This is a genomic window from Clostridium sp. DSM 17811 (assembly GCF_018861905.1).
Taxonomy (GTDB): domain Bacteria; phylum Bacillota; class Clostridia; order Clostridiales; family Clostridiaceae; genus Clostridium_AD; species Clostridium_AD frigoriphilum.
Window position 1 is genome coordinate 1 of the sequence record NZ_JAHLDU010000037.1, and the last position, 22,494, is coordinate 22,494.

Here is a 22,494-nt window from a genome sequence, read left to right on the forward strand (position 1 = left end):
CGATATCTATTAGGTAATGCAGCATAAACAAAGCGCCTACCAAATGATAGACGCCTTGCTTGAAATCTTTAATTATTTCCACTGTCTACTTGACAGGGGGCAGTTCATTATCCATGTTCCTTCTTTTTTTATTTCATGGATTAAATGTTCTAAACCCAGTAGCAAACCTATTCCTCCATAAAAAATAATCATTAAAATATTTTGAAGATAAGGATGAGTATTATAGGTTTCCTGTGCATTTCTATTAATACCATCAAGAATGTGCTGTCCGCTAAATACAATAAAAAGTATTATTAGGATTATAAAAAAATATTTTAACCAAGATTTCTCTTTCATAACATCCCTCCATATTTTAAAGTTGAATATTCCTATCTTTTCAGGATGATATGAATATTTACTTGATTATACCAATAATACCATAAATTTTAAAAAAGATATATTTATAATTATTTAAAATGAGTAATAAACCCAATCTGAAAGTAACTCAATCACTATTGTGTTACTTTCACTTTTCTTTTATATTTAATAACAAAAGTTAGAAAATGCAGAAATAATAAAGGTTATCACACTAATATGGACTTTGTGATGTATAGGGTATTCCACAAGTTTATATATTTTACAATCGCTTATTTTTTTATATAAGTTAATAAGAGGTATACTTTTAGCTATTTGACTCATAATATAAAAATGATGTTTTGCTTAATTAATAAAATATATGAACTAATGTATATAAAATTTATGGATATAATGTTATAATTATACAAAGCTATGATGGAAAGAGTAGTAAGTGTATGTAACTACAGAGAGCAGGGTTAGGTGAAAACCTGTGTTACTAAAACTTATGAACATGGTTCCAGAGCAGATTATCTGAAAATAAGTAAGATAATACGTAAGCATACGTTACAATGCAAGGTGATGATAGTCACCTGAAAAGGTCTTTACTGTGAGGTTAAAGATAAATTAGAGTGGTACAACGTTCAATACGTCTCTATATGGATTTATTTCCATATAGGGACTTTTTTTTGTTAAATTAAAGGGGGTATTAGTAATGAATATATTAATTGCTGGAGCATGGCCATATGCTAATGGTTCAATGCACATAGGGCACATTGCAGCGCTATTGCCAGGTGATGTGCTCGCAAGGTATTTTAGATTAAAAGGGGATTCTGTTATTTATGTTTCAGGGAGTGACTGTCATGGTACTCCAATTTCAATCAGGGCAAAGGATGAAGGAATATCACCACAAGAAATTGCAGATAAATATCACAATGAATTTTGTAGATGTTTTGATTCATTGGGCTTTTCGTATGATTATTATACAGAAACTACAACGGAATATCACAAAAATTTTGTTAAAGATTTTATCAAAAAATTATTTGACAATGGTTCACTTTATGAAAAAGAAACCTCACAAGTTTATTGTGAAAAATGTGGCAAATTTTTACCAGATAGATATGTTGATGGAATATGTCCGATTTGTGGTAGTGATGCCAGAGGAGATCAATGTGATAATTGTGGAAGTTTACTAGAACCCGAAATGTTGAAAGAAATGAGATGTTCTCTATGTAACTCACAGCCTATTTTAAAACCTTCTACCCAATTATATATTAATATAATTAGGTTGCAAAAGGAATTAACTGAGTATGTTTATTGTCATAAAGATTGGCGTACAAATGCTCAAAATTTATCAAGACGATACATTGAAGAGGGGTTACAAGATAGAGCTATTACTCGTGATTTGGATTGGGGAACTGATGTACCGGTGGCAGGATATAAAAATAAAAAAATATATGTATGGATTGATGCTGTATTAGGTTATCTTTCAGCCTGTAAAAAGTTTTGCGAAAATAAACAAATTGATTTTTATGAATTTTGGAATAGTAGTCAGCATTATTATGTACACGGAAAAGATAACATACCATTTCATACAATTATATTACCTTCACTTTTATTATCTTACGGAAACTTGCATTTACCAGATAAAATAATTTCAAGCGAATATGTTACTCTCGAAGGTAAAAAAATATCAACTAGTAAAAATTGGGCTGTATGGATAGATTATTTAATAGAAAAATATGATCCGGATTTAATTAGATATTTCTTTATTACAAATGGGCCTGAAAAGAGGGATACAAATTTTTCATGGCTTGAGTTTATAAATAGTAATAACGGAGAACTTCTAGGAGCCTATGGTAATTTTGTTAATAGAACGCTTGTGTTTATAAATAAGTATTTCTATAATAAAATTCCAAATGGTACAGTTGATGGAGAATTAAAAGAAAAAATAAATCAGATATTTGTAAGTGCTGGTGACAAGATCGAAAAAGGAAACTTTAAGGACTCATTAGACGAGATATTTGAATTTGTTCGAAGTTCAAATAAGTATTATGATGCAGAGAAGCCTTGGGTGACCAGAGTGGCGGATCCTAAAAAATGTAATTCAACTATTTTTAACTGTGTTCAAATTATTGCTAATTTATCGGTACTCCTGAATCCATTTCTACCTTTCTCATCATCAAAAATTCAAAATTGGCTTAGTATATCATCTATATCAGCTAATTGGTGTATTAAATTTGTAGAAAGTGGACTTGTAATTCCTACTGTAGATATTTTATTTAAACGTATTGATAAAAAAGTTATTGATGAAGAGATAAAAAACCTTTCAAATTTGGTCTAAGTTAATTAAGCAAGTACCCCATATCATTAGATATGGGGTACTTGTAACGAAATAAAAAAAAGTTCAAAATAAAACTTAAATGGCTCATTACTGGCTTCTAAAACAGAGTTTGAAGGTGTTGTACTACCAATTTAACAAACTATGATAATAACCATATTTCAAAAACATGAAACACCGGCTAAAAGACTTGGAATATCATAAAGATTTATAATCTTTATGATATTCTATACTTTAAATAAGAATATGTTTAATTTTGAATAGTTATATGTGTAAAGCCTTATATTTGAAATTAATTTTATAATATAGCATATAAATACAATCTAATATATAATTGTAATAAATATTCAATAACTACTGAATATTAATAGGAGCGTGAAATTATGGATAAAAACGGTGAACAAGATAGAGAAGATAAACGAAAAATAGAAGAATATAAAAAAAATCCAATGTCTAATGTAGCGGATTCAATGAACCGTAAAATGGTTGGTGATTTAAGTCAGTTAACGAAAGGAGGTTGCCTTACAAGGATTATCACATCAGTTATAATTATTATAATAGTGTATTTTCTCGCTCACTATATAAATCATAATTAAGTAAATTATGTTGAATATCAACTAAAAAAGGTATAATATTGAATGCTAAAATTAATATAGTTGATTATGATATAAAAAAAATATATATTTATAGAAAACGTTTAAATATAACTTGAAAATGATAAAGTAATAAAAAACTATGGGGGAATATTAATGCCAACGCTGAATAATACAATTGAAATACTTAATTATAAGTCTACTAAGATCCTGTTTGGAGATTTGTATGGACAAGAGGAAGAAATTATAGTTAAAGAGATGCTTAGGTCTACTAGCTTAGTTAAAGGGGTTTTAGAAGGCGTAAAAAAATATGGGGCTGTAAACATAAACGGTTTATTAGCATGAGTGAGTTCATAATTGGGGTTGATTTAGGTGGAACTAACATTAAGGTTGCATTATTTAATTTGGATTTAAAATTTATAGTTGAAGTACGTAAGTCAACAGAAGCGCAAAACGGACCTGCATATGTTTTAAACAAAATCATACGCATAGTTGAAGATATGATGGGAAATCTTAATATTACGGAGAAGTCAATCTATTGTATGGGAATGGGTATTCCAGGACTATTGGATCCATACGAGGGTAAATCATTTTTTTCACCAAACTTTCCAGGGTGGGAAAATATACATGTTGTTAACGAGATGAAAAAGAGATTCCACTTTCCAGTATTCATCGATAATGATGTTCGTGTAAATCTATATGGGGAGTGGCTATATGGTGCTGGATTGAATTCAAAGAATCTAATACTTATTACATTAGGTACTGGTTTAGGATCAGGAATAGTTATGGATGGTAAAGTTATGTATGGAGAAACAGCTAGTGCAGGAGAAATCGGGCATATGAATATGTATAGGGAAGGACGTCCTTGCAAGTGTGGAAGTTCTGGATGTTTAGGAAGATATGTTTCAGCAGTTGGAATGGTTAATACCTTTATTGAAAAATTAAATAAAGGAAGAAATAGTATAATAGAAAAATGGGTTGATTATGATAATGGCAATATTGAGGCGCATATGATATCTAAGGCATATGATCTGCACGATAATTTGGCAATTGAAGTAATGCATGAAACTGGACGGATACTTGGTTTTGGCCTGGCAAATGTTATTAATTTATTTAATCCAGAGATTATTATTGTGGGTGGAGGCATGTCTTTAGCCGGGGATAGGTTACTAAATACGGTACGTGAAACAATTAATGACCACGCATTAAAGATATCCAGCAATGCGTGCAGAGTTGTACAAGCTAAATTGGGTGATTGTGCTGGTATGATTGGAGCAGCTGCTTATGCTCGAGATAAGGTTAATAACAAAGAGTTAATTGTATAGCTTTGAATTTTTAGATTAACTTTCATTCAACAACCGCTGATTTCACTCCACTGTGTTACATTCATAGTATAAATACACACTTAATAAAGTAAACCCATATCGAATGAGATGGGTTTACCTTTGACGACATATTCGAAGGTGGCGAATTAATTAATCAATCGTCCCTACATTCATTTTGTTTATCAACATTATTGTGCATATACGTTCAAACCTCCTTTTAAATGATCTTGTAAATTATAATATCATACTTATATTACCACAAATTCCATCACTATCTATTTCCTAAACGAAAAAAGTCTGTACCATTTATGGTACGGTTCAACTTAACTAATTCTAAGTATTATAATTATTTTTCAAACAATCCATTGTTGATCCAATGCAGAACACAACAGCTTTAGGTTGTAATTTCATCTTCTTTTGCATATGTTTTTCTCTGTAATAAAATAAAATATTAATACTTTGGGTTATGCACATAAAAGGTATTATTAGCCTTTAAAACATATCCCCAAAATACATAAGAGTAGAATATTTATAAATTGGTTAAAATTAATATATATGGATGATTAAAATTAATATATATGCATGATTAAAATAAATAAAGTAGGGGTCATAAATGAAAAATGAATCTATTTCCGAAAGACAAGCAACTATATTAATAATACTTTTCCTAATGGGAAATTCACTTTTAATAGGATCTGGAAATCAGGCAAAACAAGATGCCTGGATAGCAATAATTATTGCTATGACATGGTCCATTATATTGGTACTTATGTTTTGTAGAATTTTATCTTTATATCCTGGGAAAGATTTATTTGATATACTTAAAATCGTTATGGGTAAGTTTATAGGGAAAATAATAAGTATACTAATGATATGGTTTGCATTTCATAGTGGAGCCTTAATTCTTAGATCCTTTTCAGAATTTACTAATACTTTAGTGTTCGCTGATACACCAGTGATAATTCCGATGGTGTTTTTTACTATATTGCTTGTGTGGAGTTTAAAGGCGGGCATTGAAGTCTTAGGAAGATGGGCTGAGTTCTTCAGTTGGATTGTAATTCTAATAGTTATAATTGTGCCTATATTATCAATTCCACAAATGGACATTGCTAGATTAAAACCGATACTAAGTAATGGGGTAGCGACACTGTTAGAAGGTGCTTTTTCAAGTTTTACTTTTCCATTTGGTCAAATCGTAATTTTTACAATGGTATTTTCCAATATATCTAAAGTTAAAAATTACAAAAAAACATTTATAGTAGGATTACTTGTAGGTGGAGGGCTTATACTTTTAACATCGTTAAGAAATCTTTTAGTATTAGGTAATGAAACTGTATCTGGATTATATTTCCATTCTACCATGTCAGTAAGCCTTATTAGACTAGGGTTTCTTCAAAGACTTGAAATGACAGTAATTATTGTGTTTTTAGCGTGTGTATTTATTAAAGTGAGCATATGTATTTTTGCAGTTTGCAATGGGATTTCAAAGGTTTTTGGGTTTGATGATCACAAATTTATTGCAACACCTGTAGCACTTATAATGTTAAGTTTCTCTTTTTTTGTTTATAGAAGCACAATGGAAGCAGCATTCTTTACTCTCAATATATGGGCATATTATTCCTTCACTTTTGAAGTTATAATACCTTTAGTTATTTTTATTGTTGCGGAGATTAGGAGTAGAAGATCTAAAAGCGTCAAAGTAACCTAATTAATGATTTGCTGTATTTTTGAATGTGTAACAATTTGTGTTACATTCAGAATATATATAGTAAATGAATTAGTAGTTCACGTACCATTAGTTTGTCACTTGTAACTACATAACTGCATTATAGGGGGTTTTAAGTTCAATCATTTCAATAAATTTTGACAATGCACTAGTCTTTAATGAGTCTTTATGCCTTATAAAAAAAGTTTTTGTGGTACTGAATTTTGGAGGTATTGGAAATGATCTAAGAAGACCTCTCTCTTCGTATTTTTTAATAGCAGATTTAGGAACAAAAGACGCTCCAAGGCCTGCGATTACCCCTTCAATAATGGAATTTAAATTGTTGAATTCCATAAATCGTATCTTAGTAATACCTTTTAATTTAAGCCAATTTTCAAGTTGTAATCTATTTGGACATCCTACACTGTTCATTAAAAATGGATTGGAACATACTGCTTCCAAATCATTGTACTCAGGGCTTGAAATAAGTACTAAATTTTCCTCGAATACAAGTTCTTTTACAATATTATTGTCGCTAAATGATAATGATTTTACGAAGGCGCCATCTATTTGAAAATGTAGAATCTTGTTAATAAGCTCATCTGATTGGCTTGTTATAAGTGACAAATCAACTTTGGGATAAGCTTTATGGTACTGCGATAATATATCTGGAAGCCGTAGGGAAGAGATTGTATTATTAGCTCCAATGCATAGACTACCGGATGGGTCAACGGAATCATTAAGTGCAATATTAGCCTCATCAAATAAGTGTATAATTTTTTCTGCATAAACTAGTAGCTTTTCACCTGTAGGCGTTAATATCATGCCACGTTGCCTATAAAATAGTTGAGTTTTAAGTTCAGACTCTAATTGCTTTATTCTTGCGGTAACATTGGATTGGACGTAACCAAGCGTTGATGCTGCCTTTGTAATACTACCTTCCTGTGCAACGGCTTTGAAAATTCGTAGTTCGTTACTCTCCATCAATTTTCCCTCCTGTATATATCATAAAAAGTGAATCGTTAAATCATTTATAATCATTTTACATGATATATGTTTTCCTGTAAACTAAATTTATAGAAAATTTAATTTGAAAGGAGTGCATAACAATTAGCATATACTTGCAATTTTAATTGTTTATAGTTTATGCTAGAAAATTAATTTTAAGAGGAGAGAAATTTATATGACAAATTCACACAAGCATAAGTGGAGTATCTTAATTATTGTTACCCTGGTTTCATTTATTACAAATGTTGACTCTACTATCGTAATCATAGGTTTGCCTAAAATAATGCAAGGACTTAATCTTACAGTGGGTGTTGGATTATGGACCATAACAGCCTATATTATATCTAGTACTGTACTTATATTACCAGCAGGTAAATGGGCGGATACAGTTGGAACAAAACGTATTTTCATATTAGGACTTGTAGTCTTCACTATCGGTACGGTTTTATGTGGCATAGCAAATTCCGGGTTAACTTTAATTATCTATAGGATAATTCAAGGAGTAGGAGCAGCTTTAGCCTTAGCCACTGCGACACCAACTATACTTAAAACATTTCCTGATAATCAACTCGGTCTAGCTCTAGGAATTAATGCTACTTCATGGGTTGTTGGAGCTCTAGTTGGTCCTGTAGTAGGAGGGGCATTAATCAGTAAATTTGGATGGAGTTCAATCTTTTTTATAACAGTACCATTTGCGCTGATTGGTATAATTGGAGCCGCCTTAGTTATGAAGAATGAAGAAGTAAATGTTAAAGAAAAGACAGACTGGATTGGAATATTTACATTTACTTTTGGGCTAGTAGCCATGATGGTTGTACTTTCAGAGGGTGCCTCATGGGGATGGATGTCTAACTTAACTGTACTATTATTTATATCGACTATATTATTATGGATTGCATTTATAATCAATGAGTTACATGTGGAGAATCCGTTATTCAATCTCAGTTTGCTTTTTTATAAAAAGTATACAATTGGACTCGGAATTACAGTAAATTATTGTATTGCTTATTTTTCAATAACACTACTATTAAGCATATATTTGCAAGGTGCACTGCACCTAAGTCCAATGAATGCAGGACTATTAATTATTCCACTATCAGCACCGCAACTTATTATGGGACCACTTGGTGGTAAACTAGCAGATCATTTCGGAGCTGGGCGTATGATTATATCGGGTCTTATATTTCTTGTTATAGGATTATTTATGCTCGGGAATCTTGGATCGAAGCTATCTATTCCAGCTGTGGTTATACCACTAATTATAATATCTATAGCCAACGGTATAGCATGGCCATCATTAGCCAAAATGGTACTCTCAACTGTGCCAAAAAACCAAGCTGGTTCAGCGTCAGGTATGTTCTACACTATTTATAATGTTGGACGAGCATTAAGTCAAGCATTGGTAATATTAGTAATAGAGTTTAGTGTACCGCCAGCAATAGTTTCTAAAGCAATTGTAGGCATAGCAAATTTTGGGAATTTGCACATGAAGGGGGATTTGATCTATTCTATTGACTCTGCTTTTCATTTTTTTATAATTTTCTTTGTGATTGCATTGATATTAGGATTATTTCTCCTACATTCAAAAGAAAATAGCAATTAAAATCCAATAATAAGTGTTACCTAATCTTTTTATGCTGAAAAATTGCTCTTTCATGGCACATTTATTGTAATTAATTCTAATTTAATGTAACCTAGTAGTGTAAGAATAAAGTACTTAATGATAGATTTGTTATTAATTAATTATTTTGTAAATAAAAATTATAGTGAGGAAGAATGAAATGGAAAAAAAGAAGGAATTTAATAGGTATAAGATTTTTTATATAATTATGGTAGCTATGTTTTTAATAATAGGTGCAAAATTGTATTATTTACAAGTATTCAAAGGAGAATATTACAAAGCGCAGGCTGAAACTATTAATTCTGCAAAGCTTGTAACCGTAGCGGCACCAAGAGGACTCATAACAGATAAAAATGGAATAAAACTTGCAACTGAAGTACCGGGTTATAACCTTACATATACAAGTACAACTGATACAGGTAAGGATAAAAAACAACTATTTGCAACATTGCAAAAGGTATTTAAAATTTTAGATGATAATAAAGAAGTTCAGACAGATAGTTTTGAATTAAAGATTAATCCATACAGATTTGAATTTACTTCAAGTGACTCTAAGGTAAAACAAGCCATGTTGTTAATATTTTTAAAAAATAGGAACTTCCAAGATAATATATTAAAAGTGAAATTTAAAAACAAAAAAGAAGGAGAATTAAGCTCATTTGAGAAAACTATGCTTAATAATGAGCTTTTAAAATTAACCCCAGAACAAATATATAATAAACTTCTTGTTGATTATAAGGTGAAAGATGGAATTGCAAGTTTGAATATAAAAGCAACTCCAGATGTAATAAGAAGATATTTAATTGTAAAAGACAGCATCAAAATGAACTTTTATTCTGCTAATAAATCAATTAATGTAGCAACTAATATAAAGAAAGATACTTCACTTATATTTGAGCAAAGCCTCTCAGAACTGCAAGGTTTTAAGGTGGAAAATCAACCTATGAGGGAATACTCTTATGGTCAACTTGCTTCATCAGTTCTAGGATATATAAGCAAAATAAACTCTGCTGATAAAGAGAAGTACGAAGCGAAAGGGTATGACACAAGTGTAGATTATGTTGGAACTGCTGGAATTGAAGCCGTAATGGAGAGTAGCCTTAAAGGGACTAATGGAGAAAAAGATACAAATGATGATTCTGTGGCAATAATTAAAAATACCGCTCATACTAAGAAGGCGGTTCCCGGAAAAAATGTTCAACTTACATTAGATGCAAATTTGCAATATGCCACGGAAACCACTTTAAATAGTGAAATGAAGAGAATACAAAGTGAGGGAATGGTTAATGGTTTAGACGTGTCAAACGCTACAAGAGCTGCAGCTATTGCCCTAGATATTAATACTGGTGGAGTACTATCACTTGTAAGTCTACCAGGTTATAATCCAAATGATTTTTCTACAACGCAAGGTTTAAATGAAGCTCAATCACAAAAATATTTTAATCCAGATTATGAAAAGATGGCAAAAGCTGATGGGATATCAGATTTAACTGATTATATGTTTCCAATAGACAAAAGTATAAAGGGAAATACAACCATTAGAAAGGATAAGTTCGATTATTATCCAAAATATTTATACAATTACGCAACTATGTCACTTATTCCTTCAGGTTCCACATTTAAGCCAATGACAGCAATTGCAGGGCTTGAATCTGGAGTTATAGATGCGAGTTCCACCTACAATGATCAAGGTGGTTATGATATGGGTGGAGGACATTGGAATCCTTTCGAATCAGATGGTGCACTCGGTGTTGTAGATGTAGTCAGTGCAATAAGTAGATCAAGTAACCCATTTTTTATGAATGTAGGTCAGAGATTAAGAGAAAAATTTGGTGATGATAGTTTAGCCAAATATGCCTGGATGTTTGGACTAGGAGCTGATCCTAAGGCAGTTAATCCAAGTACAGGAATAGAAATAAGTGAAAACTTTGGGCAAGTATATAATACAGTGTCGCAAAAAAACTTATCAGCGTCACAATATCTTTTGAGTATTGAACAAGATTTAACTAATGGAGTTTCTGGTTCTAACGTAAACTTTCCCCCAATAGATTTATACGATAGGGATGAAGATACCAGTATTGTTTCTGATGGTAAAAAACTTTCAGAAATAAAAACACAAATTAAAAATTATATTAGGGATTCTGTAAAAAATGGAACTTTCTCTAAAAGTAATTATGAGGGGTTATTTAAGCAATTAATTGCTGCTGATCCGGCCTACAAAAATCAAAAATTTACTGCTGCTAACATAAATGCAATCGTAACTGATGTATACTATCAAGCAGTGCAAACAGGTCATGGTTCATTAGGTTTACCATACAATATGTTTATTGCATCAATTGGTCAAGGTATGGACAGTTTCACACCTCTTCAGATGGCAAATTATATAGCAACCCTTGCCAATGGTGGGACAAGATATAAAGTTCATTTAGTTGATAATATAAAAGATTCTAATGGAAAATTAATATCTAAAACGAAACCTGTTGTAATAGATAAAGCTGCTATGAGTGCTACAACTAGATCCCTAGTTATGCAAGGCATGAATGGCGTTACTACAGGCGCAGGTGGTGGTGCTGATGGTACTGCGTATGCAGCACTTGGTGATTTTCCTATCCCTACTGGTGGTAAAACAGGTACAGCTCAATTCACAAAAGCTGAAGTACAAAGTAAAATTGGTAGAGGCGATTATGCGTGGTATGTAGGTTATGCACCTGCTGACAATCCTAAAATAGCAATATCTATAGTTATATTTGATGGTGGTTACGGTGCTGATGCTGCAAAGGTCGCTAGGGGTATGTATGAGAGTTATTTTAAAAATGATCCTCGAATGAAACAGTATCAAAATCATTATGACATAAAATTAAAACGGATTAATTAAATTTATATTAAAGAGGTGTCTCATGGAAATACAAACAATAAAACGGAAAAAATCTGTGAAAGTTATTATAATTCCTTTTTCTATTCTCTTCGTTTTATATTTAAGTGTATCAATTTATTTTAGCAATCATTTTTATTTTGGTTCAGTAATTAATGGTGTTAATGCATCTGGTAAAACTGTAGCTCAGGTAGATAAAGAATTATCATCAAAATATGCAACGTATACACTTGAACTTAAAGAACGTGGTGGTGTGAATGAGCAAATTAAGGCTACTGATATTGGACTAAAATATAATTCAAATGGTAAAATCCAAATGCTCGAAGACAATAAGAATTCTTTTGGCTGGTTTTATGAGATATTTAATAAAAAAAATTATGAAATATCCGGATTAGTTACATATGATGAAAACCTATTAAAAACACATTTTTATAAGCTCTCTGCTTTCGATAGCAAGAAAATTGTTGAATCACAAAATGCTAGCTTTAAATATTCGGGTGATGGCTACGTGATTGTAAAAGAAGTTATGGGAAATAAAATAAAAAGCAAGCAATTATATTCAGATATAGTAAGTGCAATTCTCAAGGGAGAAACAACAGTAGATTTAGAAACAAAAAACAATTATATAAATCCAAAATATACTTCAACATTAAAAGAAGTTCTAAATACTAAAACTTTACTTAATAAATATATATCATCGAACATTACTTATACCTATGCTGGAGGTAAATCAGTTATAGATAAGTCTGTAATAAATAAATGGCTTAAGGTTGACGATACTAATGCAATTGTATTTGATCAAGATGCTATGAAAACTTATGTAAGTGAACTGGATAATCATTATGAAACTTATGGCAAGGAAAGAAAGTTTATTACCTCTGCAGGAACAACCATAAAGGTAAGTGGCGGAGATTATGGATGGAAAGTTAAACGAGCAGGAGAAATCGGTGATTTAATTGTCGCTATAAAAAATGGACAAACTATAGCAAAGGAACCTCGTTATTCTGAAAAAGGTTTAAATCATGATCTTAATGATATCGGAAATACTTATGTGGAAATTAATCTTACAAAACAGCATTTATGGTTTTATAAGAAAGGTAAACTTATTGCAGATGGAGACGTTGTTACCGGTAAACCAACCAAAGATCGTCTAACACCAACAGGTATTTATAAACTAAAATATAAAGCAAAAAATGCAACATTAAAGGGAGAGGGTTACAGCACTCCCGTCAGTGTTTTCATGCCATTCAATGGTGGAATTGGTATACACGATGCAACTTGGCAACCTAAATTTGGAGGAAAGATATATCTTACAAAAGGTTCTCACGGTTGTATAAATTCGCCACCTGCACTAGCTCAAAAGATATATGATAACATAGATGCTGGTACTCCGGTTGTTTGTTATTTGTAGTAGTTTAATAATTGTTATTTACTAAAAATTATTGGGCAGTAATGAAATCTTTAACAGCATTATTTGTTTTGTTAGGGACAAGCTTACCAACGCTAGCGGTTAATACGACAGCAAGTGTAACAAGCAATAAATCTTCTTATTCAGCAAAAGCTACACAAAGCATAAGTCACCTCACAATAATTTATCATTTGAAGGTATAGACTATAAAATTAACTTTAAAAACATCTATAGAGAAAAGAATAAAAGAGTTTTTGAGGCATATAAATAGTTTGAGGTGATAATCGTGGGGGATTTATATGTTGAAGCATTCGATCCTAAGAGAAAAAAGTATTATTTTAATAACTGTTTTGAAAATTTCTGTTATAAAACTAGGCATGGTATCTGCTCATTAGATTTAACAGAAGGTGAAATAAAGTCGATTCCAATTGAAGTACATCCAATGAAAGATAATGTTAATTATTGCAGAGATATTTATAAGTCTATAATAAAAAATAGACAACAATATCCTGTGTATATTAGCAGCAATAAATGATATAGAAAATAGGGTAAAGAAAAGTATTTTCTGTGTTTTTTATAGATTCAGGTTGTTCCTCCATTGATAAGATCTCAGAAGTGCTTAATTAACTATATAAGTTCATACTTTAAATAAAATTATAAACAAAACATAATTTATAAATAGTGTGACATAAAAATATTATCATTAAACTTTTTAAACCCGCTTGAAAAACTAATAATATAGGTTTATAATAAATATTAGTATAAAAAGTCAAAGGAGGTATAAAATTTCAATGAAATCGTTTTAATTTAAAACATAACGATTTAAATATATAATTATTATCCAGGAAAGAAATTTTTATAATATTAACAATATACTTTGACATAAAGTGTTAACGTGTTCAATTCGGATATTAATTATAATAAGAATATGATAAAGAATGTTTAGAAATATGTTTTACTTTCATATTATTTTAGAGTGGGGGGGGTACATATGTTACAAACTGAAATTCCAAACACTAATATTTCCAAAAGAGAAAAAATTCAATATGGGTTTGGAGATCTTGCATGTAATCTTGTATATGCAAGTATCTCTAGCTATTTATTGTTCTTTTATACCGATGTATTTGGATTAGCTTCAGGAGTGGCAGCATTTATGTTTTTTATAGTTCGTATTTTTGATGCTATTTCAGATCCTATTATAGGAATTATTATTGATAAAACTGATACAAAATATGGTAAGTTTAGACCGTTTTTATTGTATGGCGCAGTACCGTTTTGCATTTTAGCTATACTATGTTTTAGTACACCTCAATTAGCTATGGGTGGAAAAGTTATTTATGCTTATGCAACTTATATTGCTCTATCAGTTTGCTACACATTTGTAAATGTTCCTTATGGAGCTTTAACTTCTGCAATGACTAGAGATCAACAGGAATCTGTTAGTATAACTACGTACAGAACGTTTTTGGCAAATATTGGGCAAGTAATTGTTTCATTTTGTGTTCCATTGTTGGCCGGTTTATTTGCAAACTCAATGAGTATTGCAAAAAGTTGGCAGTTAACAATGGTCATTATAGCTACTATTGGGGGGATTTTATTACTTATCTGTTTTAAAGGTACAAAAGAAAGGGTGAGAGTCCCTGCTTCACATAAAAAAATAAAAGCTAGTGATATTTTTGAACAACTCAAGGTTAATCGACCATTATTAATTCTAAGTATCTTTTTTCTAATTATTTATGGCGTAAAATCTGTTGTTAGTTCTACAGGGATTTATTATATCACGTATTATGTAGGAAGACCTGAACTAGTTAAATGGTATGCAGCAATTGGTACATTACCAGCATTATTCATTATTCCATTTATTCCTTGGCTAAGTAGAACTCTAACGAAAAAACAACTTATGTCTATTTCAATACTTACTGATATTGTTGGTATGATCGGACTATTTGTTGTACCAAGTACTTGGATTGTTGCAATTTTTGTTTCGCGTGGAATTGCTTCAGTTGGAAATGGTATGATTAGTGCTTTCATGTGGGCTTTAATCCCAGAAGTTGTTGAGTATGGTGAATGGAAGACTAATAAAAGGTTAGGTGGAATGATATATGCAATCATCGGATTCTTCTTTAAATGTGGTAATGCTTTAGGAGGAATGATTCCAGGTGTAGTTTTGGCTATGAGTGGATATGTTGCACATACAACACAGACAACGACATCACTTCATGGAATTCTTATTGCAACATCGGTTGTTCCAATTTGTCTATATACTATAGCAATCTTTTGCATTAGATTTTATAGTTTAGATAAAGAGACGTATGCAAGAATCTCTAAAGAATTAGTAATAAGAAATAATCTAGAATTTGAAAAAGAAAAAAATATTTAATAAAGGGAGTAATAGTTATGAAATCTATTCATAATCCAATTCTTGAGGGATTTAATCCAGATCCTTGTATATTAAAAGTAAAGGGAGTTTATTATATTGTTGTTTCTACGTTTGAGTGGCTACCGGGGATAAGAGTTTACGAATCTAACGATTTAGTGAATTGGGATTATTGTACATCAGTATTAATAAATGAAGAATTAGTTAACCTGCAAGGTAATCCCACGGGATGCAGTATATGGGCACCTCATATAAGTTACTGCGAGGATACATTCTATCTTGTATATACAGATGTCAAAAGTACAAAAGTTCCATTTAAAGATGTGAATAATTACTTAATTACATCAAAAGACATTAAAGGACCTTGGAGTAATCCAATTTATTTAAACAGTTCTGGATTTGATCCATCTTTATTTCACGATGAAAATGGTGAAAAGTGGTTAACAAATGAAATATGGGATTATCGTTTAAGTACACATAATAAATCTGCTGGTATTATTATTCAAAAATTTGATTATGAACAAAAAGAATTGATTGGAAAAACATATAAAATTTTTGATGGAACAGAATATGAAAAAACAGAAGCTCCACAGATATATAAACATAAAGAGTATTACTATTTATTAACAGCTGAAGGAGGCACTGGAGAGGGACATATGGTTACAGTAGCAAGATCAAAGAATATTACTGGCCCTTATGAATTAGATCCTAAGAATCCTATGTTAACTTCTAGAGATAACCCTGATTTATATCTTAAATGTGCAGGACATGCTAGCTTAGTGGAAACAGATGAACATGAGTGGTATTTAGCTCATTTGTGTACTAGACCTATAATGGGGAAATATCCTATTCTTGGAAGGGAGACTGCATTGCAAAAAGTTATTTGGTCAAAGGATGGATGGCTCAGACTTATTCAAGGGGGACATTCACCGGCTACAGATGTTGAACTTCCAAAGGGCTTTAATGGAATTATTAAGAAAAAGGATAATAAATTCTTTGATGATTTTGACAAAAAAGATTTAAATAGTGAATGGAGTACTCTAAGAAAATTTCCCAATAGTAGCTGGATTAACATAGTTCCAGATAGATCAATAATACGTATAACTGGTGCTGAATCACCTCAGAGTACTTTTGATCAACATATTATTGCAATACGTCAAAGGGATATTAATTTTAGTGCAGAGACTGTAATTACTTTTGATCCTACAAATCACCTACAATTAGCAGGGATGATATTATATTTAGATATAATGAATTATATTTATTTATATCTTTCTTATGACGAAGAAAAGGGGATTATTGTTCAGGTAATGAAGGCAGTAAAAGATGATTTCTCTATATTGCCAATTAAATTAGCGGTAAGTGGTAAGAAAATAAAACTTTATATAAATGTAAATGGAATTAAGGCACAGTTTAGTGTGGAAGATCAAAAAGCAAAAGAATTTTTATTGGAAGAAGATATCAGTTTTTTATCAGGAGGTTTTACAGGGAATTTTATAGGACTTACAGTCAATGATCTAGAAAAAAAGAATGCTTGCTTTGCCGAGTTTGATAATTTTAGATACCAACCAGAGTAAATTAAAACATCAAATAGTATATGTTTTAAACATAGAAAAAGAAGAAGGGTTAAAATAATGTGGTCGTTTTGTCAATAACGATTTTAAAAAGCCTAGGCTGAATTTTAAGACGATTCCTGTATTGTGTGAACAGGAGTCGTCTTTTTTTATTCTATTGATATTATGTTAATATATATTTATTATAGTAACATATTCAAGGAGCGTAGTTGAGAGTTTAAGAAGTAAAAATTGTTCCAATGTTTACATGGATGGAATTCACATTCAAAATGGCATGATGTGGACTATAGTGCCAGTGTATAGCAGTTATATCAGAAATTATTCACTATAATCGTGCATATTAGTATCTGATAACTATTGAATGTATAGACTATAAAATTAACTTTCAAAAACATCTACAGAAAAAAGAATAAAAGAGTTTTTGAGGCATATAAATAGTTTGAGGTGATAATCGTGGGGGATTTATATGTTGAAGCATTCGATCCTAAGAACAAAAAGTATTATTTTAATAACTGTTATGAAAATTTCTGTTATAAAACTAGGCATGGTATCTGCTCATTAGATTTAACAGAAGGTGAAATAAAGTCAATTCCAATGGAAGTACATCCAATGAAAGATAATGTTAATTATTGCAGAGATATTTACAAGTCTATAATAAAAAACAGACAACAATATCCTGTATATATTAGCAGTAATAAGTGTGACCACTATACAGTTAAGGATGGTCAGTATAGGACATGCATTGCAAGTAAAAAAGGACTAAAATTAAAAGCGCAAGTATCTCAAAATGATAGAATTTGTAGTGTGTGTTATAGGGAGAATAGAATTAAAAACTCAATAAATGATATGGAAAATAGGGTAAAGAAAAGTACTTTTAGAAAAGTTATATTTCATAAAATATTAAGGAAAGAGTTTCAAAGTAATTTTAAGTATAGCCTGGATAAGTGGAAAAAGGATTTGAGTGATTATGAATCAGAAAAAGAAAGAGACTTTAGAGAATTCTAAGAATAATAATTATAAGGAACTCTTTATATGAAAGATATAATAGTAAAAGGGTTTTCAGATACAATTAAAAACCACCTGAAGTTCAAATGGTTTTTAATTGTTATTTATTAAACTTTATACTTATCTAAAAAGTGTTTAAGTTTATCTGAAGATTTTGTAAGATTACTAATGGATAGAGCTATTTCTTCAATAGAAGAAACTTGATCTTCTGTTGAAGCTGCGACTTCTTCACTTGCAGCAGCATTTTGCTCGATAACATTAGAAATGTTATTTATTGCTTTTTCAAGAGAAATTGAATTCTTATCAATAATCTGAGTTTTATTTGAAACCTCTATAATTGTATTACTTACCTTGGAAGTTGAGTCTTTTATCTTCCAAAAAATATTTTCTGTGTTTTTTATAGATTCAGTTTGTTCCTCCATAGATAAATGAAATTTTTCCATTTTTGAAACAGTTTCATTTATTCCATTTTGAATTGCTTTAATTAATTCTTGGATTTTACTAGTTGAGCTGCTAGATGACTCAGCTAATTTTTTTATTTCATCAGCCACAACAGCAAAACCTTTACCTGATTCGCCAGCTCTTGCAGCTTCTATGGAAGCATTTAAGGCTAATAAATTTGTCTGAGAAGAAATACCATTAATAACTTCAACAAATTCTACTATTTTATCTGATTCTAATGAAAGATTTAATATTGATGAGGAAACTTCTTGCGTTGTTGTTTTACTATCTAACATTTTACTATTTTGAAATTTAATACTTGAGATACCTTGTGTAATTATTTTATCTGTTTCTATAGCTAAGTTTTTCATATAAGTAGTAGCCTCAGTGACTTTATTTAAATCGCTAGTTACATTAATGACCATATCGTTACTTTTTTGAGCTAATGCAGACTGTTTAGTTGCACCATTCGCAACGTCCAAAATTGTTTCTGATATTTGTTGTGAAGTTTTAGCGGTTTCATCGGAATTTCTAAGAATATCATTTGATGAAGAAGCAACTAAGTAGCTCATGTTTTTTGTTTCTAAAATTAAAGTTTTAATATTAATTATAAACTTGTTAAATCGGACAGTTAGAACTCCTAATTCGTCATTAGAAAAGACAGTTCCCTGGATAGTAAGGTCTCCATCTTCTGCTTTCTGCATAAGAACTTGAAATTGTTTTATAAACTTCTCTATGTTTTTATAAGTCCGTAATGTCATTAGTGTAAGTAAAATAATTAGACAAATGCTAATAATACTAATTATAAATAAATATAATACTAATTGTTTACTATTGTTTTTAGATGACAAATTGATAGTCGCTATATGGGTAGTTGATTTATCCATTATCGTTTTAACTAAAGTATCCATATCATTAGTTGGAGGTTTATCCATTCCATTAACTAATGTATCAACAATTTTGTAGCTTTCTTTATTTGTTTTGTCATAGCTTTTTAATGCTGTAGTATAGTTAATTTGAAGTTGGTCAAGTTCGGTTGAAACCTTATCAACTAGGGCAGTATCTATTCCTAGTGAACCCATTGATGTTTTTAAACCAGCTAATCCTGCTAATACATCACTGTTATAGTTCGTAAATTGAGCAAGGTACGTATTATATTTAGATTGATCGGAACCTCTTAATAATAAATCCTTCCATGCTTGTATTTGTTTTTTATATGTTACTTGAATATTTCTAGAGTTATCAACTAAAGCAATATATTTGTTTACTGTAGCTACATCATTTCTACCTTGACTGGCTGTACTATTTAATGAATTAAAAGTAAAAGCTCCTATCCCAATTATAAATATTAACATAAAAATTATTAAAAGTAATAAATTACCTTTAATGCCGCTGTTTTTCATAACTTCACCCCTATTATTATACTTTCTCTTTTGTTGTTAATATCTTTCCATTTACGATTACCATCAAAATCCATTATTGCATATAATAATCCTCCTTAGTTTTCTCTTTTTAATTCACCAATCTCTTTTAAAAAGGATATGCCTTACTTATTTACAATTTTGTTATAAAATATATATTTAATTATACCATAATTGCCATAAATTGAGTATAATTATATCTAAGTAACCTTTAACAGTATATAGGTTAACTGATAAAAATTTATTTCGAGAATATCAAAAAATTAAAAAAAAGTTCACACACTTTTTTATATTTTTTGATATTATATAATAATTAACTATATTTTTGAATAATACTAAAGAGAGCTACACAGAGTATAATTTACCTTACAATAATTTATCATTTAGGAGGCTGAGAATGAAAAAAAATCAAAAGAGGGTCAGTGTATTTAAACTAGTCCATACTTGTATTAAAGAAAATGAGGAGTTATATATTAAATCAGAATTACCAGAAAAAGATTTAGTGAAGTTAATAAAAGTATTGCAAACTAAAGCTGTCAGTATTGAAAAGACTTTTGATTTATGCCCGAGTGAAATGATGAATATATTACTTCAGTATGATGGTATTAGAGCATTTCCAAATGATGAAGATTTACAAGAATTGTATAACAAGAATGAGGAATATTTTAACTTTATAAAAATAGACTTATATAGTGTGTGGAAAAATAATATTGTTATAGATGATAAAGATTTGGTTGATATCAAATATATTAATCCAAATGCATTACAAATGATAAATGATTATATTAAAGATGAACCTAAAATTCTTAGCAAACAAACAAGTTAGTTTATATTATTAAAAAGAGTTTAATAAGGGTAGTTATGAGGTTTACTATTAAATTGGTGCTTCATAACTACTTTTTTGATGGTTTTAATAGATAATAAGGAGTAAACTATATGATTAGCTGTATCTTCTATAAATATAATCATGCTAGGTGTAGATAGTGCAGTGACACCCTTATTTTCAATAAAGTCTGCACTATTTTTCCTTATCTATATGACATTTTACTTATCTAATGAAATTGAATATTATTTATCTTAAAATATTAATTAAATCGTAAAAATAATATTTTCTATTTCTAGGTTTTTCATCAGAATAAATTATTTTTGCTGCAACAATATCTTTTTCATATTGATCTTCATCGTCTTCTTTATCTGTTACTCATAAAAGTATCTACAAGCTGTGGTTCAGGTGGAATATATGAAGCATTTTCTATCTTGCTACCTTGTGTTCCTATGTAATTTTGAACAGATCTAAATTCTCCTGGAGTTTTACTTCCATCTCTTACCCCACCACCAAGTAATGTTTTATTTAATTTTAAAAACACATTATACATTATTTTATTTAATAGCTAGCGTATAATATAATAAAGATAGTTGTAAAAACAACTATCTAGGAAATAAGCAAGTTAATGGAGGGTAATCATGTTAAATACATTGATAATTTATGAAGGTAGGTATGGTACTTCAAAAAAGACAGCAGAGATTGTAGCTTATATACTTGGTAATACTAAATTATGTACTGTAGAACAAGCTCCAAAAAACTTAGAATATTATCAAAACATTATTTTTGTTTTTGGATTTTATGCTTATGATACTGCAAAAATGATTAAATCTTATGTGAATGAATTTAAAGAACAGATTAGTATTAAAAAAATAGGTATTATAGGTGTAGGAATATCTAATTTTGATTTTCCAAAACAATTAATGGATTTTGCAACATTATTAAAACGAACTGAAGATATTTCTGAGTTTGTAGAAGGGGAATTAAGCCTTAACAAGCTCTCACAAGAAGATTATAATTCAATTAAAATGTTTAGTGAAAAATTAGGTATGCCAGTTAAAGATTGTGGAAATTTTAAAACAGAAAATGTAATAGTAGTGGCGGAAAAATTCATAAAAATCATGAAAACACCTGATTTAAAAATGCCTAATAATTTACTTGCTAAAGAAATCGAAAAATTTATAATAAGTCATAATACTTGTGCATTAGCAACAGGAATAGGTACATTCGTAAGATGTACACCAATAGAGTATCAATATTATAAGGGTAATTTCTATATAATTACAGAGGGAGGAATGAAATTCAAAGGAATTCTTCAAAATAAAACTGTATCTATGAGTATAGCTGATAACTATAAAAGCATGAAAGATCTAAAAGGGTTACAAATATCAGGGTTAGCTAAAATAGTACCCTTATTTAATGAAGAATATTTTGAAGTATTTAAATCAAAGGGGATTGAATTAAGTGCATTAGAAAAATTGCCTATAGAGTTATATCTAATTAAGGTTATACCACAAAAATTTGAGTTCTTAAATGCAGACTTTAAGAAAAACAACTTTAACTCTAAACAAGTATTGGTATGCTAAAAGAGTTGGATAAAAAAGGAGATGTGATACAAAAAAATAATACTTAAGTTAATTTCATTGA

19 protein-coding genes and 1 other annotated feature are annotated in these 22,494 nt (G+C 30.0%); of the genes, 15 read left to right on the forward strand and 4 right to left on the reverse strand.

Translation table 11 applies throughout. The features are described 5' to 3' along the window. Nucleotides 1-72 precede the first annotated feature (72 nt). Nucleotides 73-336, reverse strand: coding sequence for a hypothetical protein (locus KPL44_RS22575; protein ID WP_216255228.1), 264 nt, complete (start codon nucleotides 334-336; stop codon nucleotides 73-75). A gap of 423 nt (nucleotides 337-759) precedes the next feature. Then, nucleotides 760-993 (forward strand) — a binding site (T-box leader). A 55-nt stretch (nucleotides 994-1,048) separates the two neighbouring features. Here KPL44_RS22575 and metG point away from each other — a divergent pair. The 5 genes from metG (at nucleotide 1,049) to KPL44_RS22600 (ending at nucleotide 6,300) form a co-directional block, all read left to right on the forward strand. Then, nucleotides 1,049-2,677, forward strand: a complete 1,629-nt coding sequence (gene metG / locus KPL44_RS22580; protein ID WP_216255229.1) for a methionine--tRNA ligase — start codon at nucleotides 1,049-1,051, stop codon at nucleotides 2,675-2,677. Between the two features lie 380 nt (nucleotides 2,678-3,057). Continuing rightward, the gene (locus KPL44_RS22585) at nucleotides 3,058-3,270 is read left to right on the forward strand and encodes a DUF6366 family protein (RefSeq protein ID WP_216173479.1); all 213 of its coding nucleotides are present in this window, start codon (nucleotides 3,058-3,060) and stop codon (nucleotides 3,268-3,270) included. A gap of 153 nt (nucleotides 3,271-3,423) precedes the next feature. Further along, a complete protein-coding gene (locus tag KPL44_RS22590) occupies nucleotides 3,424-3,612 on the forward strand; it encodes a hypothetical protein (RefSeq protein ID WP_216255230.1) in 189 nt (62 codons plus the stop codon). Further along, nucleotides 3,609-4,592 (forward strand): ROK family protein, encoded by a 984-nt coding sequence (locus KPL44_RS22595; protein ID WP_216255232.1) that lies wholly within the window; start codon nucleotides 3,609-3,611, stop codon nucleotides 4,590-4,592. The genes KPL44_RS22590 and KPL44_RS22595 overlap by 4 nt, the downstream gene beginning before the upstream one ends. 613 nt (nucleotides 4,593-5,205) lie before the next feature. Next, nucleotides 5,206-6,300: a GerAB/ArcD/ProY family transporter gene (locus KPL44_RS22600; RefSeq protein WP_216255234.1), complete on the forward strand. Its 1,095-nt coding sequence runs from the start codon at nucleotides 5,206-5,208 to the stop codon at nucleotides 6,298-6,300. A gap of 105 nt (nucleotides 6,301-6,405) precedes the next feature. On the opposite strand, the gene KPL44_RS22605 is transcribed toward KPL44_RS22600, so the two are convergent. Further along, nucleotides 6,406-7,281 carry a LysR family transcriptional regulator gene (locus KPL44_RS22605; protein WP_216255236.1) on the reverse strand — a complete coding sequence of 292 codons (876 nt, stop codon included), beginning with the start codon at nucleotides 7,279-7,281 and terminating at the stop codon, nucleotides 6,406-6,408. A gap of 199 nt (nucleotides 7,282-7,480) precedes the next feature. Here KPL44_RS22605 and KPL44_RS22610 point away from each other — a divergent pair, with 199 nt between their 5' ends. From KPL44_RS22610 to KPL44_RS22645, 8 genes are all read left to right on the forward strand, one after another. Continuing rightward, nucleotides 7,481-8,908, forward strand: coding sequence for a DHA2 family efflux MFS transporter permease subunit (locus tag KPL44_RS22610; RefSeq protein WP_216255237.1), 1,428 nt, complete (start codon nucleotides 7,481-7,483; stop codon nucleotides 8,906-8,908). A gap of 178 nt (nucleotides 8,909-9,086) precedes the next feature. Next, nucleotides 9,087-11,801, forward strand: a complete 2,715-nt coding sequence (locus KPL44_RS22615) for a peptidoglycan D,D-transpeptidase FtsI family protein (protein WP_216255239.1) — start codon at nucleotides 9,087-9,089, stop codon at nucleotides 11,799-11,801. A gap of 22 nt (nucleotides 11,802-11,823) precedes the next feature. Further along, the gene (locus tag KPL44_RS22620; RefSeq protein WP_216255240.1) at nucleotides 11,824-13,209 is read left to right on the forward strand and encodes a L,D-transpeptidase family protein; all 1,386 of its coding nucleotides are present in this window, start codon (nucleotides 11,824-11,826) and stop codon (nucleotides 13,207-13,209) included. An 11-nt stretch (nucleotides 13,210-13,220) separates the two neighbouring features. Continuing rightward, complete coding sequence (locus KPL44_RS22625) at nucleotides 13,221-13,409, forward strand: hypothetical protein (protein ID WP_216255241.1); 189 nt, start codon at nucleotides 13,221-13,223, stop codon at nucleotides 13,407-13,409. A gap of 83 nt (nucleotides 13,410-13,492) precedes the next feature. Continuing rightward, entirely contained in the window at nucleotides 13,493-13,741 is a 249-nt protein-coding gene (locus KPL44_RS22630; protein ID WP_216255242.1) for a hypothetical protein, read from the forward strand. A 456-nt stretch (nucleotides 13,742-14,197) separates the two neighbouring features. After that, a complete protein-coding gene (locus tag KPL44_RS22635) occupies nucleotides 14,198-15,586 on the forward strand; it encodes an MFS transporter (RefSeq protein ID WP_216255243.1) in 1,389 nt (462 codons plus the stop codon). Nucleotides 15,587-15,603: 17 nt separating this feature from the next. Further along, nucleotides 15,604-17,160: a glycoside hydrolase family 43 protein gene (locus tag KPL44_RS22640; protein WP_216255244.1), complete on the forward strand. Its 1,557-nt coding sequence runs from the start codon at nucleotides 15,604-15,606 to the stop codon at nucleotides 17,158-17,160. Nucleotides 17,161-17,610: 450 nt separating this feature from the next. Then, entirely contained in the window at nucleotides 17,611-18,162 is a 552-nt protein-coding gene (locus tag KPL44_RS22645; RefSeq protein ID WP_216255245.1) for a hypothetical protein, read from the forward strand. Nucleotides 18,163-18,269: 107 nt separating this feature from the next. On the opposite strand, the gene KPL44_RS22650 is transcribed toward KPL44_RS22645, so the two are convergent. Then, nucleotides 18,270-20,006 (reverse strand): methyl-accepting chemotaxis protein, encoded by a 1,737-nt coding sequence (locus KPL44_RS22650; RefSeq protein WP_216255246.1) that lies wholly within the window; start codon nucleotides 20,004-20,006, stop codon nucleotides 18,270-18,272. 415 nt (nucleotides 20,007-20,421) lie between these two features. Between KPL44_RS22650 and KPL44_RS22655 the strand changes: the two genes are divergently transcribed. Next, nucleotides 20,422-20,850 carry a hypothetical protein gene (locus KPL44_RS22655; protein WP_216255248.1) on the forward strand — a complete coding sequence of 143 codons (429 nt, stop codon included), beginning with the start codon at nucleotides 20,422-20,424 and terminating at the stop codon, nucleotides 20,848-20,850. A 364-nt stretch (nucleotides 20,851-21,214) separates the two neighbouring features. Here the strand turns inward: KPL44_RS22655 and KPL44_RS22660 are convergent, their stop codons facing one another. Next, entirely contained in the window at nucleotides 21,215-21,391 is a 177-nt protein-coding gene (locus tag KPL44_RS22660) for a hypothetical protein (RefSeq protein ID WP_216255250.1), read from the reverse strand. A gap of 97 nt (nucleotides 21,392-21,488) precedes the next feature. On the opposite strand from KPL44_RS22660, the gene KPL44_RS22665 reads away from it, so the two are divergent. Then, on the forward strand, nucleotides 21,489-22,433 hold the full coding sequence (locus KPL44_RS22665; RefSeq protein ID WP_216255252.1) for a flavodoxin domain-containing protein: 945 nt from the start codon (nucleotides 21,489-21,491) through the stop codon (nucleotides 22,431-22,433). Nucleotides 22,434-22,494 lie beyond the last annotated feature (61 nt).